This is a genomic window from Novosphingobium sediminis (assembly GCF_007991615.1).
GTDB classification, from domain to species: Bacteria; Pseudomonadota; Alphaproteobacteria; order Sphingomonadales; family Sphingomonadaceae; genus Novosphingobium; species Novosphingobium sediminis.
The window spans coordinates 25,072-39,266 of the sequence record NZ_BJYR01000005.1 but is presented as its reverse complement, the minus strand read 5'-3'; the positions used below and the strand labels follow the sequence as shown (position 1 = coordinate 39,266).

The 14,195-nt window shown below is 64.1% G+C and carries 17 protein-coding genes and 1 pseudogene; 16 read left to right on the top strand and 2 right to left on the bottom strand.

Annotated features, from left to right (window positions below; translation table 11 throughout):
- Positions 1-27: 27 nt before the first annotated feature.
- A complete protein-coding gene (locus NSE01_RS03460; RefSeq protein ID WP_147158239.1) occupies positions 28-1,056 on the bottom strand; it encodes a 2-hydroxyacid dehydrogenase in 1,029 nt (342 codons plus the stop codon).
- Positions 1,057-1,161: 105 nt separating this feature from the next.
- On the opposite strand from NSE01_RS03460, the gene NSE01_RS03455 reads away from it, so the two are divergent.
- Positions 1,162-1,632: an SH3 domain-containing protein gene (locus tag NSE01_RS03455; protein WP_246135010.1), complete on the top strand. Its 471-nt coding sequence runs from the start codon at positions 1,162-1,164 to the stop codon at positions 1,630-1,632.
- 34 nt (positions 1,633-1,666) lie between these two features.
- Here the strand turns inward: NSE01_RS03455 and NSE01_RS03450 are convergent, their stop codons facing one another.
- Positions 1,667-2,863 (bottom strand): acetyl-CoA C-acyltransferase, encoded by a 1,197-nt coding sequence (locus tag NSE01_RS03450; RefSeq protein ID WP_147158237.1) that lies wholly within the window; start codon positions 2,861-2,863, stop codon positions 1,667-1,669.
- A gap of 120 nt (positions 2,864-2,983) precedes the next feature.
- Between NSE01_RS03450 and NSE01_RS03445 the strand changes: the two genes are divergently transcribed.
- The 15 genes and pseudogenes from NSE01_RS03445 (at position 2,984) to nuoK (ending at position 14,192) form a co-directional block, all read left to right on the top strand.
- Positions 2,984-3,733, top strand: coding sequence for a prepilin peptidase (locus NSE01_RS03445; RefSeq protein ID WP_170233751.1), 750 nt, complete (start codon positions 2,984-2,986; stop codon positions 3,731-3,733).
- 198 nt (positions 3,734-3,931) lie between these two features.
- Positions 3,932-4,306, top strand: coding sequence for an NADH-quinone oxidoreductase subunit A (locus NSE01_RS03440; protein WP_147158368.1), 375 nt, complete (start codon positions 3,932-3,934; stop codon positions 4,304-4,306).
- Positions 4,307-4,311: 5 nt separating this feature from the next.
- Complete coding sequence (locus NSE01_RS03435) at positions 4,312-4,872, top strand: NuoB/complex I 20 kDa subunit family protein (protein ID WP_170233750.1); 561 nt, start codon at positions 4,312-4,314, stop codon at positions 4,870-4,872.
- Between the two features lie 13 nt (positions 4,873-4,885).
- Positions 4,886-5,497 (top strand): annotated as a pseudogene (locus NSE01_RS03430) (NADH-quinone oxidoreductase subunit C); the annotation flags it as partial.
- Between the two features lie 14 nt (positions 5,498-5,511).
- Entirely contained in the window at positions 5,512-6,723 is a 1,212-nt protein-coding gene (locus tag NSE01_RS03425; protein WP_147158233.1) for an NADH-quinone oxidoreductase subunit D, read from the top strand.
- Positions 6,720-7,070, top strand: coding sequence for a nuclear transport factor 2 family protein (locus NSE01_RS03420; protein WP_147158232.1), 351 nt, complete (start codon positions 6,720-6,722; stop codon positions 7,068-7,070). The genes NSE01_RS03425 and NSE01_RS03420 overlap by 4 nt, the downstream gene beginning before the upstream one ends.
- Positions 7,070-7,738 (top strand): complex I 24 kDa subunit family protein, encoded by a 669-nt coding sequence (locus NSE01_RS03415; RefSeq protein WP_147158231.1) that lies wholly within the window; start codon positions 7,070-7,072, stop codon positions 7,736-7,738. Before NSE01_RS03420 ends, NSE01_RS03415 begins: the two co-directional genes overlap by 1 nt.
- 5 nt (positions 7,739-7,743) lie before the next feature.
- Positions 7,744-7,911 (top strand): hypothetical protein, encoded by a 168-nt coding sequence (locus NSE01_RS21135; protein ID WP_170233749.1) that lies wholly within the window; start codon positions 7,744-7,746, stop codon positions 7,909-7,911.
- Positions 7,901-9,196: an NADH-quinone oxidoreductase subunit NuoF gene (nuoF, locus tag NSE01_RS03410; protein WP_147158230.1), complete on the top strand. Its 1,296-nt coding sequence runs from the start codon at positions 7,901-7,903 to the stop codon at positions 9,194-9,196. The genes NSE01_RS21135 and nuoF overlap by 11 nt, the downstream gene beginning before the upstream one ends.
- On the top strand, positions 9,196-11,205 hold the full coding sequence (gene nuoG, locus NSE01_RS03405) for an NADH-quinone oxidoreductase subunit NuoG (RefSeq protein WP_147158229.1): 2,010 nt from the start codon (positions 9,196-9,198) through the stop codon (positions 11,203-11,205). Before nuoF ends, nuoG begins: the two co-directional genes overlap by 1 nt.
- The gene (gene nuoH / locus NSE01_RS03400) at positions 11,202-12,251 is read left to right on the top strand and encodes an NADH-quinone oxidoreductase subunit NuoH (protein WP_147158228.1); all 1,050 of its coding nucleotides are present in this window, start codon (positions 11,202-11,204) and stop codon (positions 12,249-12,251) included. Before nuoG ends, nuoH begins: the two co-directional genes overlap by 4 nt.
- Entirely contained in the window at positions 12,248-12,763 is a 516-nt protein-coding gene (locus tag NSE01_RS03395; protein ID WP_147158227.1) for a hypothetical protein, read from the top strand. The genes nuoH and NSE01_RS03395 overlap by 4 nt, the downstream gene beginning before the upstream one ends.
- A complete protein-coding gene (gene nuoI, locus NSE01_RS03390) occupies positions 12,760-13,245 on the top strand; it encodes an NADH-quinone oxidoreductase subunit NuoI (RefSeq protein ID WP_147158226.1) in 486 nt (161 codons plus the stop codon). The genes NSE01_RS03395 and nuoI overlap by 4 nt, the downstream gene beginning before the upstream one ends.
- A gap of 27 nt (positions 13,246-13,272) precedes the next feature.
- Complete coding sequence (locus tag NSE01_RS03385; RefSeq protein WP_147158225.1) at positions 13,273-13,890, top strand: NADH-quinone oxidoreductase subunit J; 618 nt, start codon at positions 13,273-13,275, stop codon at positions 13,888-13,890.
- The gene (gene nuoK, locus NSE01_RS03380; RefSeq protein WP_147158224.1) at positions 13,887-14,192 is read left to right on the top strand and encodes an NADH-quinone oxidoreductase subunit NuoK; all 306 of its coding nucleotides are present in this window, start codon (positions 13,887-13,889) and stop codon (positions 14,190-14,192) included. The genes NSE01_RS03385 and nuoK overlap by 4 nt, the downstream gene beginning before the upstream one ends.
- Positions 14,193-14,195: the final 3 nt, after the last annotated feature.

Sequence of the window (14,195 nt, the reverse complement as noted above, 5' to 3'; positions counted from 1 at the left end):
TACTCCCCCACGCGATTCGCTTAGGTCTTACGCCCAGCCTTCGAGGACCTGATCGGGCGGACGATGTCCATCGGCCCAGAAACGGATATTGGCAATAACCTTGTCCCCCGAGGCGGTTCGCCCCTCGAAAGTTGCGCTGCCCATGTGCGGGAGGAGCGAAACGTTGCCGAGTGCGAGGAGGCGTGGGTCTATCTTGGGTTCGTGCGCGAAGACATCGAGCCCGGCGCCGCCGATACGGCCAGCCTGCAGCGCCTCGATCAGCGCGTTTTCGTCCACCACATCGCCGCGCGCGGTGTTCACGAGATAGGCTTCGGGCTTCATCAGCGCGATGCGGCGCGCGTCCATGATGAAGTGCGTCTCGGGCGTGGAGGGGCAATGCAGCGTGACGATATCGGATTCGCGCACCAGCGTGTCGATATCGCCCTCATAGCGCGCGCCCACCATGCGCTCGAACGCTTCGGGCAGGCGCTGGCGGTTATTGTAAACGATCTCGAGCCCGAAGGCGCGGGCGCGGTGGGCAACGGCCTGGCCAATGCGGCCCATGCCGATGATGCCAAGGCGCTTTCCCGAAATGCGGTGGCCAAGCAGCGTGGAAGGCGCCCAACCGGCCCAATCGCCCGAGCGGATCACCCGGCCACCTTCGGCAAGGCGGCGCGAAACAGCGATAATCAGCGACATCGTCATGTCTGCCGTATCATCGGTGAAGACGCCGGGCGTGTTGGTGACGAGGATTTTCCGCGCGCGGGCGGCGGCAAGGTCGATGTGATCGGTGCCCGCACCGAAGCTGGCGATGAGGCCTAGCTGCGGGCCGGCAGAGGCGATCAGTTCGGCGTCGATGCGGTCCGTGACGGTAGGAACAAGGACATGCGCTTCCTGCATCGCGGCGCGGATTTCGTCCTGCGAAAGCGGGCGGTCGTCGGGATTGAGTGTCACGTCGAACAGCTCGGACATGCGCGCCTCGGTCTCGGGCAGCAGGCGGCGGGTAACGAAGACGCGGGGGCGTCCTTCGATCCGGCGAGTGGGCCGGTAGTCGGTGCTGTGAGCGGTAGCGGACATGGCCTATCGCTATGCCGCCTCAACGCTTCCGGTCAAGCACCCGGTTGCCCGGTTCGACGAATGCTGTATCGCAGACCGGGCAGCGATGATGGAGGAAAGTTGAGCGTGCCCCTGCCCGGAAAGCGATTTGCGATCCTGATCCTGCTCTCGGCGCTGATGTCCGCGCCCGCGCGCGCGGCAGACGACGATAGTGGCCCCTACTGGGCCTCGCTGCGTGGCCAGCCTGCCAATCTGCGCGTGGGTCCGGGGCGCGAATACCGCATCAGCTGGGTCTATGTTCGCGCGGGGCTGCCGATGAAGGTGCTGCGGATCATTGGCGGCTGGCGCCTTGTGCAGGATGTCGACGGTGCGCGCGGCTGGATGCTCGCGCAGTTCCTAACACGCGCGCGTACTGCCACGGTGAAGGGCGCAATCGCGGAAATCCGGGAGAATTCCGATGGCACCGGCCGTCTGCTGTGGCGGGCTGAGCCCGGTGTGACAGGCAAGCTGGGCGATTGCGGCCCGGCCTGGTGCAAGTTCGATATCGACGGCAAGCGCGGCTTCGTGGCCAAGGCCGCCGTCTGGGGCGCGGAATAGGGGCCCGCTTTCGCAGGCCCCTAAGGATTCTCGCTTAGACCAGCTCGATCGCGACTGCTGTCGCTTCGCCGCCGCCGATGCAGAGGCTTGCAACGCCGCGCTTCTTGCCGTGCCGCTGGAGCGCGCCGATGAGCGTGGTGACGATGCGCGCGCCCGATGCACCAATCGGATGGCCAAGCGCGGTGGCGCCGCCGTGGACGTTGATCTTCTCGTGCGGGATGCCGAGGTCGTGCATCGCGAACATGGCGACGCAGGCGAAGGCTTCGTTCACTTCGAACAGGTCAACGTCCGCCACGCTCCAACCGGCGCGGTCCAGCAGCTTGGTGATTGCGCCCACCGGAGCGGTGGTGAAGTCCTTCGGCGCCTGTGCATGCGCGGCCATGGCGACGACGCGGGCGACCGGAGCCAGGCCATCGGCGGCTGCGACGCTCTCGCGCGTCAGCACCAGCGCGGCGGCGCCGTCCGAAATCGACGATGAGGTTGCCGCAGTGATCGTGCCGTCCTTGGCGAAGGCGGGCTTGAGAGCCGGGATCTTGTCCGGCTTGCCCTTGCCGGGCGCTTCGTCGGTATCGACCACGGTCTCACCGGCGCGCGACTTGACCGTGACGGGGGCGATTTCAGCGGCGAAAGCGCCTTCGGCAATCGCGGTCTGGGCGCGGCGCAGGGATTCGATGGCGTAGGCGTCCTGCTGCTCGCGCGTCAGCTGGTATTCGTTGGCGGTATCCTGCGCAAAGGTGCCCATGGCGCGGCCGGGCTCGTAGGCATCTTCAAGGCCATCGAGGAACATGTGGTCATAGGCCGTATCGTGGCCGATGCGCGCGCCCGAGCGGTGCTTCTTGAGCAGGTAGGGTGCGTTCGTCATGCTCTCCATGCCGCCCGCGACGACCATGTCGATGCTGCCCGAAGCGAGCGCTTCGGCGCCCATGATCATCGCCTGCATGCCCGAGCCGCAGACCTTGCCGACCGTCGTTGCCTCGACCGAGGCGGGAAGCCCCGCATGGATCGCAGCCTGACGCGCCGGGGCCTGACCGAGCCCGGCGGGGAGGACGCAGCCCATGTAGATCCGGTCGACCTTCTCGCCCGCAATCCCGGCACGCTCGACCGCGGCCTTGACGGCTGTGGCGCCAAGCTGGGTGGCGGAGACATCTGCGAGGGCGCCCTGCATCGCGCCCATCGGGGTGCGCGCGAAGGACAGGATGACAACCGGATCGGCAGCGGAGAATTGGGCCATTGGAAACTATTCCTGTGTTAAGGGACCGCGCCAGGCCCCGGGCTGTGTCGTTTCATGTAGCCTTCGGGAATGACGAATTCAATTCGCGCGCATGACGCAAAGCTATGCAGGGTGTTGGGCTTGACCGTAGTTTTCATCCTTGCTGCCATGGTCCTCGGAGCGGTGATCGGCAGCTTCATGGGCGTCGTACTCATTCGCCTGCCCGACGGGCGGCCAATCGTGGCAGACCGCTCGGCCTGCGACACCTGCGACAAGCAGCTTGAACCCTTTGAATTGATCCCGGTGCTGTCCTGGGTGATCCAGGGCGGCAAGTGCCGGGAGTGCGGCTCGGCCATCGATCGCTGGCAGCTTGCATCCGAAGTGGGCGCAGCGCTGATCGGCGCGATTGCCGTGCTGCTCAGCTACTTTCCGATCTGGGCGATGCTGCTTGGCTGGCAATTGCTGCTGCTGGCGATGCTGGACTTGAGGCACCTGTGGTTGCCGCGCCAGCTTTCTGCACTGCTGGGGGCGAGCGGCGCGCTTTTCGCACTGGTCATGGGGTACTGGGCCAATGACGTGATGATCCTCGTGCAGTCGATGGTGGGCGGGGTGTTCGGGTTTGCGGCACTTTGGCTGCTGGGGCAGGGCTATCTCGCGTGGCGCGGGCAGGAGGGGCTCGGTGGCGGCGATCCGCCGCTGCTGGGCGCGATCGGGCTTTGGCTCGGCCCGCTCGGCGTGATCCATACATTGCTGGTGGCGAGCCTTGGTGGTCTGGCGATTGCGGCGGTGCTTTGGCGCGCTGGTCAGCGGATTACGCCGGACACAATGCTACCATTAGGGACCTTGCTGGCGCTGGCTGCCTGGCCGGTCTTCCTATGGCAAGGATTGTGATACTGCAAATCGTTATCACTTCCTGATCATTCGTATGCAGTGCCGGATGGCGCGGAAAACTGCCGAAATGCCCGTCATCCACAGACAAAAGCGAGATATTTGAGCCTCATCGGGCTATGCCGCACTTGCGCGGGACGCCTGCCGGGACTAGGGCGCGGGCGACATAGAAACAGGCGAGTCAGCCCCTTGGCCCAATCACTGCCCTATCTCGCGCAATATCTGCCGATCCTCATCTTCCTGGGCATCGCGTTGGCGCTTTCGTGCGTTTTCGTGTTCCTCCCCATGGGCGTGTCGCGGCTGACGGGCGCGCACAACCCCAACGCCGAAAAGCTCAGCGAATATGAATGCGGCTTCCCCGCGTTCGAGGATCCGCGCAGCCAGTTCGACGTGCGGTTCTACCTCGTGGCGATCCTGTTCATCATCTTCGATCTCGAAGCTGCCTTCCTGTTTCCCTGGGCGGTAAGCCTGAAGCAGAGCGGCTGGGCCGGCTGGGGCACGATGATGGTGTTCCTCTTCGAACTGGTCATCGGCTTCATCTACGCATGGAAGAAAGGGGCGTTGGACTGGGAATGAGCACAATGACACCCTCTGCGCCGCAATCTTCGATCATCCCGGCAACGGCGGCGGACCTTCCCGGTGCGCCCGATGCCGCGTTTTTTGACAGCCTGAACGCCGAGGTTTCGGACAAGGGCTTCCTCGTCACTTCGACCGAGGAACTGTTCCAGTGGGCCCGTACCGGCTCGCTGTGGTGGATGACCTTCGGCCTTGCCTGCTGCGCGGTCGAGATGATCCACGTCAACATGCCGCGCTATGACATGGAGCGCTTCGGCGTCGCCCCGCGCGCTTCTCCGCGCCAGTCGGACGTGATGATCGTGGCCGGCACGCTGTGCAACAAGATGGCCCCGGCGCTGCGCAAGGTCTACGACCAGATGTCGGACCCCAAGTACGTCATCTCGATGGGCAGCTGCGCGAACGGCGGCGGCTATTACCACTACAGCTATTCGGTGGTTCGCGGGTGTGACCGCATCGTGCCGGTCGACATCTACGTCCCCGGCTGCCCGCCGACCGCCGAAGCGCTGCTTTATGGCGTGATGCAGCTGCAGCGGAAGATCCGCCGCGCCGGGACGATCGAGCGCTGAGGGGTTTGCTGACATGACCGTGCTTCATTCCGCCCCGCGCTATTCGCCCTTCGACGGGGTGCTCGAAACGCTGACTGCCGCGCTGGGTGCCGACGTTGTTTCGGCGATCGAGCAGCATGGCGAAATCGTCATCCACATCGTGCGCGAGCGGATCGTGGACGTGCTGCGCGCGCTGCGCGACACCCACGAATACCAGCAACTGATGGACATCGCGGGTGCGGACTATCCCTCGCGGCCCGAGCGGTTCGAGGTGGTCTACTGCCTGCTCTCGCTGACGAAGAACCACCGACTGATCGTCAAGGTTTCGACCGATGAGGCGACTCCGGTGCCAACCGTTACCGGGCTGTGGCCGAACGCAAGCTGGTACGAGCGCGAGGTCTACGACCTTTACGGCGTGCTGTTTGCCGGACACCCGGACCTGCGCCGCATCCTGACGGACTACGGCTTCCAGGGCCATCCGTTCCGCAAGGACTTCCCGCTGACCGGCTATGTCGAACTGCGCTATTCCGAAGAGGACAAGCGCGTCGTCTACGAGAAGGTCGAGCTGGCGCAGGACCTCCGGCAATTCGACTTCATGAGCCCATGGGAAGGCGCACACTATGTGCTGCCCGGCGATGAAAAGGCTGAAGGGAACAAGGCATGAGCCTGAGCCTTGAACAGTCGCCCACCACCGGCGACGAGGTCATCACCAACTACACGATCAACTTCGGGCCCCAGCACCCGGCCGCGCACGGCGTGCTGCGCATGGTGATGGAGCTCGATGGCGAGATCGTCGAGCGCGTCGATCCGCATGTCGGTCTGCTCCATCGCGGCACCGAAAAGCTGATCGAGCACAAGACCTACCTCCAGGCGCTCCCGTATTTCGACCGGCTGGACTATTGCTCGCCGCTCGCGATGGAGCACTCCTATGTGCTGGCGGTCGAGAAGCTGCTCAACATCGAAGTGCCGCTGCGGGCGCAGTATTTGCGTGTGCTGTTTGCCGAGCTGACGCGCATCTGCAACCACATGCTGAACCTCGGCAGCCACGTCATGGACGTCGGCGCGATGACGCCGAACCTGTGGCTGTTCGAGATCCGCGAGGACTGCCTCAACTTCTTCGAACGCGCATCGGGCGCGCGCATGCATGCGGCGTGGTTCCGCCCCGGCGGCGTGCATCAGGACGTGCCGCTCAAGCTGCTGACCGACATTGCCGACTGGCTCGATACGCGCCTGCCGCAGCTGTTCGATGATGCGATGAGCCTTGTGGTGGACAACCGCATCTTCAAGCAGCGCAATGTCGATATCGCCATTGTCAGCCGCGATGATGCAATTGCCTGGGGCTTCTCGGGTCCGATGATCCGTGGCTCGGGCATTCCGTGGGATCTGCGCAAGAGCCAGCCCTACGACGTCTATGACCGCATGGACTTCGAAGTGCCGGTGGGCACGCGCGGCGATTGCTATGACCGGTTCATGGTCCGCGTTGAGGAAGTGCGCCAGTCGGCCCGCATCATGAAGCAGTGCCTTGCGGAAATGCCCAAAGGCCCGGTTTCGAGCACCGACCGCAAGGTCGTGCCGCCCAAGCGCGGTGAGATGAAGCAGTCGATGGAAGCGCTGATCCATCACTTCAAACTCTACACCGAAGGCTTCCACGTGCCGGCGGGCGAAGTCTATGTCGCGACGGAAAGCCCCAAGGGCGAGTTCGGCGTCTATCTGGTGAGCGACGGCACCAACAAGCCCTATCGCTGCAAGATCCGCCCGACCGCGTTCAGCCACCTGCAGGCGATGGACTTCATGACCAAGGGCCACATGCTGCCCGACGTGACCGCGATCATCGGCGCCATCGACGTGGTTTTCGGGGAGTGCGACCGGTGAGCAACCTCGCCACCGCCAAGGCCATGATTGCCGCCTACAACGCGCAGGACGTGGACACTTACGTCTCGTACATGACCGACGACGCCTGCGAGGCGAACTATCGCGGGGCTGTCGTGCGGGAAGGCAAGGAAGGGACGCGTTCCGGCCTTGCCGCCGCGTTTGCGCGCTGGCCGCAGAACCATGCCGAGATCGTCGATGCGCAGGCCATCGGCACCTACGTGCTGATGCGCGAACATGTGACGCGCGGACCTGCGACCGATGGTTCGGCGCTGGTCGAGCCGTTCGACGTTGTCGCGGTCTATTCTTTCGAAGGCGAGAAGTGCTCTCGCGTGGAGTTCATTCGCTGATGGCTGACCGTCATATCGAACCTGATACCCCCGAACTGCGCGCGCGCTGGGGCGCCTTTGCGTGGTCGGCGGAGAATGCAGAGAAGGCCAAGACGATCATCGCGCGCTATCCGGCTGGCCGTCAGCGCAGCGCCGTGATGCCGCTGCTCGATCTGGCGCAGCGCCAGGTGGGCGCGGAAGAGAACACGCAGGGCTGGCTGCCGATTCCGGTTATGGAATATGTCGCCAAGCAGCTCGACATGCCGATCATCCGCGTGGTCGAAGTCGCAACATTCTACACCATGTACAACATCGCCCCGATCGGCCGCTTCCACGTGCAGGTCTGCGGGACAACGCCGTGCATGCTGCGCGGGTCTGACGACATTCTGGCGGCGTGCAAGGCGCGCGGGCTGCACAAGGGCCACACGACGGACGACGGCGTGTTCACGCTGACCGAAGTGGAATGCATGGGCAACTGCGCCTCCGCGCCGATGGTCCAGATCAACGACGACAACTACGAGGACCTGACCGCGGCGGACATGACGCGCATCCTCGATGACCTCGCCGCGGGCAAGCAGCCCAAGACCGGAACGCAGGCGCCGGGGCGCCACACGGTCGAGCCGCTCGGCGGGCCGACGACGCTGACCGCGATGGTTGATGCGAACCACGATTACCGGGGGGAATGGTGATGGGCATGAAGCACATCCTGATCGCCGTTGGTGCCGTGTTGATGGCGCTGGGCATGCTCGATCTCGCGCGGAATGGCTCGCTCGGCAGCTGGGCTATTGGCGTGGCCGCACTGCTGATTGCCTTCGCGACGCGTGGTGATGCGCCGAAGAACGGAGCGAACGATGCTCGCTGATAAGGACCGGATTTTCACCAATCTCTACGGCTACCAGCCGTGGAACCTGAAGGCGGCGCAAGCGCGCGGGGATTGGGACAACACCAAGGCCCTGATGGAGCGCGGCCAGGACGCGATCATCGAGGAAATCAAGGCCTCGGGTCTGCGCGGGCGCGGCGGTGCGGGCTTCCCCACCGGCATGAAGTGGTCGTTCATGCCCAAGGAAAGCAAGGACGGCCGTCCGAGCTTCCTCGTCATCAATGCCGACGAATCCGAACCGGGTTCGTGCAAGGACCGCGAGATCATCCGCCACGATCCGCACAAGCTGATCGAAGGCGCGCTTGTCGCGGGCTTCGCGATGCGCGCGCGGGCGGCCTACATCTACATTCGCGGCGAATATATCCGCGAGGCCGAGACGCTGTTTGCTGCCGTGCAGGAAGCGTATGACGCGGGCCTGATCGGCAAGAACGCTTCGGGCTCGGGCTATGACTTCGACGTCTTCGTCCACCGGGGCGCGGGCGCCTACATCTGCGGTGAAGAGACCGCGATGATAGAGAGCCTCGAAGGCAAGAAGGGCCAGCCGCGCCTCAAGCCGCCGTTCCCGGCAGGTGCTGGCCTCTATGGCTGCCCGACGACGGTCAACAACGTGGAATCGATCGCGGTTGCGCCGACGATCCTGCGGCGCGGTGCCGCATGGTTTTCCAGCTTCGGGCGCGACAACAACAAGGGCACCAAGCTTTTCCAGATCAGCGGGCACGTCGAAAAGCCCTGCGTGGTCGAGGAAGCGATGTCGATCCCGTTCAGCGAGCTGATCGAGAAGCACTGCGGCGGCATCCGCGGCGGGCGCGACAACCTCTTGGCGGTGATCCCCGGCGGTTCCTCGGTGCCGCTCGTTCCGGCAGCGGAAATCTGGGACGCGCCGATGGACTTTGATGGCCTGCGCGCGGTCGGCTCGGGCCTCGGCACAGCGGCGGTGATCGTGATGGACAAGTCCACCGACATCGTCCGCGCGATCAGCCGTCTGTCCTACTTCTACAAGCACGAAAGCTGCGGCCAGTGCACGCCTTGCCGTGAAGGCACCGGCTGGATGTGGCGCGTGATGGAACGCCTGCGCACCGGCGATGCGGCGGTCGAGGAAATCGACATGCTGCAGCAGGTGACCAAGCAGGTAGAAGGCCACACGATCTGCGCGCTCGGCGATGCGGCCGCCTGGCCGATCCAGGGCCTGATCCGCCACTTCCGGCCCGAGCTGGAACGACGGATCGAGGAAAATGTTCGGCCAGAAATGTCGGAGGCGGCAGAGTAATGCCAAAGGTCAAGGTAGACGGCGTAGAGCTCGAGGTTCCTGCGGGCGCGACGGTCCTGCAGGCGTGCGAGCTGGCGGGGAAGGAAATCCCCCGGTTCTGCTATCATGAGCGGCTGTCCATCGCGGGCAATTGCCGCATGTGCCTCGTCGAAGTGAAGCCCGGGCCGCCGAAGCCGCAGGCTTCGTGCGCGCTGCCGGCCTCCGAAGGCCAGGAAATCCGCACCGACAGCGAGATGGTCAAGAAGGCGCGGGAAGGGGTGATGGAGTTTCTCCTCATCAACCACCCGCTCGATTGCCCGATCTGCGATCAGGGCGGCGAGTGTGATTTGCAGGACCAGTCGGTCGCCTATGGCCGCGGTGCCTCGCGCTATGACGAGAACAAGCGCGCGGTGACCGAGAAGTACATGGGGCCGCTGATCAAGACGACGATGACGCGGTGCATCCACTGCACCCGCTGCGTGCGCTTCTCGGAAGAGATCGCGGGCGTGGACGAGATCGGCGCGCTCTATCGCGGCGAAGCGATGCAGATTTCGACGTACCTTGAAGGCGCGGCGAAGCACGAGCTTTCGGCCAATGTGATCGACCTGTGCCCGGTCGGCGCGCTGACCTCGCGGCCCTATGCGTTCGAAGCGCGGCCGTGGGAATTGAAGAAGACACTCGGCATCGATGTGTCCGACGCGGTCGGCTCCAACATCCGCATCGACAGCCGGGGCCGCGAAGTGCTGCGCATCCTGCCGCGCGTCAACGATGACGTGAACGAGGAATGGCTTTCGGACCGCGCGCGTTATGTCGTGGACGGCCTGACCCGTCGCCGCCTCGACAAGCCGTGGCTGCGCAAGGACGGCAAGCTGACAGCCGCGACTTGGGCCGAGGCGTTTGACGCTGTCGCCAGGATCAATCCGGGCGCTTCGGTTGCCGTGGTTGCTGGCGATCAGGTTGATTGCGAGACGATGTTTGCGGCCAAGGCTCTGGCGCGCGCGCTGGGTTCGAGCCTGCTCGAAGGCCGCCAGACCGGCCTTGCCTATACCACGACGAACATGGCTGCAGTGGCGTTCAACTCGACGCTGAACGGCATCGAGGAAGCGGACGCGATCCTGATTGTGGGCAGCCACGTGCGCGATGAAGCGCCGCTGGTTAACACGCGCTTGCGCAAGGCGGCCAAGAAGGGCGCGAAGGTCTTCGTGATCGGCGCGGCGTGGGAGCCGACCTATCCGGCTACTTTCCTCGGCGAAGATTCCGCCATTCTCAATGATGTGCCGGCGGAAGTTGTCGCCGCGTTCGAGGGGGCGAAGAAGCCTGCGATCATCATTGGCGGCGCTGGGCTGGCCAAGGGCGCGCTTGAAGCGGGCCTTGCCTTTGCCGAGCGCTTCAAGCTGGTTACCGACGAGTGGAACGGCTTCAATGTGCTGCACATGGCGGCAAGCCGCATGGGCGGGCTGATGCTGGGATATGCTCAGCCGGGCGGGCTGGGTGATCTGGTGGCCGCGAAGCCGAAGTTGGTGATCTCGCTGGGTGCGGACGAGGTGGATTACACCACGTTTGCCGGTTCGATGATCGTGCATATCGGCCATCACGGCGACAAGGCAGCGCATGCGGCGGATGTGATCCTGCCGGCTGCTGCCTTCACCGAGAAGGACGGCACTTACGTCAACACCGAGGGCCGGGTGCAGTATTCCGAACGCGCGGTCTACGCGCCGGGCGATGCGCGCGAGGACTGGACGATCCTGCGCGCGATGGCCGATGCGCTGGGTGTCTCGGTCGGCTTCGACAGCTTTGAGCAACTGCGCGCGGCGATGGTCGCCGAAGTGCCTGCGCTCGGCACCGAAGGCCTTGCCGACTATGGAGCGCTGCCTGCCGCACCTGCTGGCGCGAAGGCGGAAGGCGTGATCGCGGGCTACCCGATCAAGGACCACTACCTCACCAACGCCATCGCGCGTTCGAGCCCGACACTGCAGCGCTGCTCGGCAGAACTGCTCCATGGTGAGAGCTTTGCGGAGGCCGCGGAATGATCCCGTTTTTCCAGTGGACGGGCCTCTCGTTCGAGGCGGCTTGGACGGTCTCGACGATCGCCGAAATTCTGCTGATCGCGCTGCCGGTCATGCTGGCCGTGGCGCTCGTGATCTATGCCGACCGCAAGATCTGGGCGGCGATGGCGCTGCGCAAGGGGCCGAACGTGGTGGGGCCGATTGGCATCCTCCAGTCGTTCGCGGACGGCCTGAAGGTCTTCCTGCAGGAAACCATCATTCCTTCGGCGGCGAACAAGGGTCTATTCCTGATCGCGCCGATCATCACCTTCACCGTGGCGCTGATGGCTTGGGCGGTGATCCCGTTCAATTCGGGCGCGGTGCTGGCGGATATCAATGTCGGCCTGCTCTATATCCTCGCGATCTCGTCGCTGGGGGTTTACGGGGTGGTCATCGCGGGCTGGTCGTCCAACTCGAAGTACCCGTTTTTCAGTGCGATGCGCGCTTCAGCTCAGATGATTTCCTATGAAGTCTCGATCGGCTTCATCCTCATCTGCGTGGTGCTGTGGGCGGGCTCGTTCAACCTGAACGATATCGTCAAGGCGCAGAAGGACCACGTCTGGATCATCAACGGCTTCGTGGCGAACCCGCTGCTGTTCCCGGTCTGGGTGATGTTCCTGATCTCCGGCATGGCCGAAACCGCGCGCGCGCCGTTCGACCTGACCGAAGCCGAGAGCGAGCTCGTCGCGGGCTACCAGACCGAATACTCGTCGATGGCCTTCGCGCTCTACTGGCTTGGCGAATATGCCAACGTGCTGCTGATGTGCACGCTGAACGCCACGCTGTTCTGGGGCGGGTACTTGCCGCCGCTCGATATTCCGGTGCTCTATCTGGTGCCGGGGCTGGTGTGGTTGCTGCTCAAGATCCTGTTCTTCTTCTTCATCTTCAGCTGGGTGAAGGCGACCGTGCCGCGGTACCGCTATGACCAGCTGATGCGGCTGGGCTGGAAGGTGTTCCTGCCGCTGTCGCTGTTCTTCGTGTTCGCGATCAGTGGGTATCTGATGGCGACGCGGTATGGGGTTGCGGCATGATTGGGCTTGCCATGCTTGCCGCCGCCTCGGCGGTGGCGACATTCCAGTGCACGTTCGACGATCCGCCGGCCAAGCTGTCGACGCTGAGCGAGCCGACCCAGGCGGCTTGGGAGTCTACGCGGGGGGCTGCTCCCTTCGCGGTCAGCTTTCCGGTGGCGCAGCCGGATGATCTGAGCAAGGCCGACCTGTTTGCCTATCGCGGCGACGATTTGACCGGCTACTCGGTCGAGACGGGCAAGCCGGGTCCCTTGAAGGGGGCGCAAGGCCCGACCGAGGCGCGCCGGTTGCTCTGGCCTTATTCACTGCGGCAGACGTTGGAGAACGGTTCCGATCATTGGTTGTGGGTCGAGTTGACGAATATTGATCTGGACAAGGGCGTGGCGGGTCTCGTGCTTTCCCGTCAGGAACGGCCAGCGCTGATCAAGCCGACTTGGTTCGTGACGGGTTCGTGCGTGGACCCTAGCCGCAAGCCGCCGAAGGACGAGGACAGCGAAGTGGATTTCGGGCAATGACGCTTGGACAGATCATCAAGAGCTTCACGCTGTGGGAGTTCGTGAAGGCGCACTGGCTGACCTTGAAGTACCTCTTCAAGCCCAAGGCGACGATCAACTACCCGTTCGAGAAGAACCCGCTTTCGCCCCGCTTCCGCGGTGAGCACGCGCTGCGCCGCTATCCCAACGGCGAAGAGCGCTGCATCGCGTGCAAGCTGTGCGAGGCGGTGTGCCCGGCGCAGGCGATCACCATCGAGGCGGAACCGCGGGACGACGGATCGCGCCGCACCACGCGCTACGACATCGACATGACCAAGTGCATCTTCTGCGGCTTCTGCCAGGAAGCCTGCCCGGTCGATGCCATCGTCGAGGGTCCGAACTTCGAATACGCGACCGAAACGCGCGAGGAGCTGCTTTACGACAAGGCCAAGCTGCTCGCCAACGGGGACAAGTGGGAGCGGGCCATCGCCGCGAACCTTGAAGCCGATGCACCGTACCGCTAGGGGCCGCCCCCAAATGGATTTCAGATCATGATCCAGGCCTTCGCCTTTTACATGTTTACGGCGATCATGCTGTTCAGCGCGATCTCCGTGATCTTCGCCCGCAATCCGGTTCATTCCGTGCTCTGGCTCATCGTCGCGTTCTTCAACGCGGCGGGGCTGATGGTGCTGATCGGCGCCGAATTCATCGCGATGTTGCTCGTCATTGTCTACGTTGGTGCGGTCGCGGTGCTGTTCCTGTTCGTCGTGATGATGCTCGACATCGACTTTTCGGAGATGCGCGCCGGGTTCATCAAGAATGCGCCGCTGGGGCTGTTGATCGCGTTGGTGCTGCTCGTCGAACTCGGCCTTGGCCTCGGCGTCTGGCACGCCGGCGCACTGCAGCTTGGCGTGTCGAGCGGCAATGCGGCGACCCCGGAAGGGCTTTCCAACACGGCCGCGATCGGTGCGCTGCTCTACACGCGCTACCTGTTCCTGTTCGAGGCGGCGGGGATCATCCTGCTTGTCGCCATGATTGGCGCGATCGTGCTGACGCACCGCCAGCGCGGCGATACGCGCGGGCAGAATGTGGGCCGCCAGATTGCGCGCCGTCCGGAAGAGGCGACGGTCAACGTCAAGCCGGTTGTCGGCCAGGGGGTGACGCTGTGATTGGTATCGAACACTATGTGGCCGTCAGCTCGATCCTGTTCGTGCTTGGCGTGCTGGGCATCTTCCTCAACCGCAAGAACGTGATCGTCATCCTGATGGCGATCGAGCTGATCCTGCTGGCGGTGAACATCAACTTCGTCGCGTTCAGCGCGTTCCTGCACGACCTCGTCGGCCAGATCTTCGCTATGTTCGTGCTGACTGTGGCGGCGGGAGAGGCAGCCATCGGGCTTGCCATTCTCGTGATCTACTTCCGCGGACGCGGCACGATTGCGGTTGATGACGTCAATCGGATGAAGGGGTAACGG

Excerpts from the sequence above, each read along its gene's own strand:
- nuoI (WP_147158226.1), top strand. The coding sequence starts at position 12,760 with ATGACGCTTGGACAGATCATCAAGAGCTTCACGCTGTGGGAGTTCGTG.
- NSE01_RS03460 (WP_147158239.1), bottom strand. The coding sequence starts at position 1,056 with ATGTCCGCTACCGCTCACAGCACCGACTACCGGCCCACTCGCCGGATC.
- NSE01_RS03425 (WP_147158233.1), top strand. The coding sequence starts at position 5,512 with ATGAGCCTGAGCCTTGAACAGTCGCCCACCACCGGCGACGAGGTCATC.
- NSE01_RS03435 (WP_170233750.1), top strand. The coding sequence starts at position 4,312 with ATGACACCCTCTGCGCCGCAATCTTCGATCATCCCGGCAACGGCGGCG.
- nuoF (WP_147158230.1), top strand. The coding sequence starts at position 7,901 with ATGCTCGCTGATAAGGACCGGATTTTCACCAATCTCTACGGCTACCAG.
- NSE01_RS03385 (WP_147158225.1), top strand. The coding sequence starts at position 13,273 with ATGATCCAGGCCTTCGCCTTTTACATGTTTACGGCGATCATGCTGTTC.
- NSE01_RS03450 (WP_147158237.1), bottom strand. The coding sequence starts at position 2,863 with ATGGCCCAATTCTCCGCTGCCGATCCGGTTGTCATCCTGTCCTTCGCG.
- nuoG (WP_147158229.1), top strand. The coding sequence starts at position 9,196 with ATGCCAAAGGTCAAGGTAGACGGCGTAGAGCTCGAGGTTCCTGCGGGC.
- nuoH (WP_147158228.1), top strand. The coding sequence starts at position 11,202 with ATGATCCCGTTTTTCCAGTGGACGGGCCTCTCGTTCGAGGCGGCTTGG.
- NSE01_RS03395 (WP_147158227.1), top strand. The coding sequence starts at position 12,248 with ATGATTGGGCTTGCCATGCTTGCCGCCGCCTCGGCGGTGGCGACATTC.
- NSE01_RS21135 (WP_170233749.1), top strand. The coding sequence starts at position 7,744 with ATGAAGCACATCCTGATCGCCGTTGGTGCCGTGTTGATGGCGCTGGGC.
- NSE01_RS03415 (WP_147158231.1), top strand. The coding sequence starts at position 7,070 with ATGGCTGACCGTCATATCGAACCTGATACCCCCGAACTGCGCGCGCGC.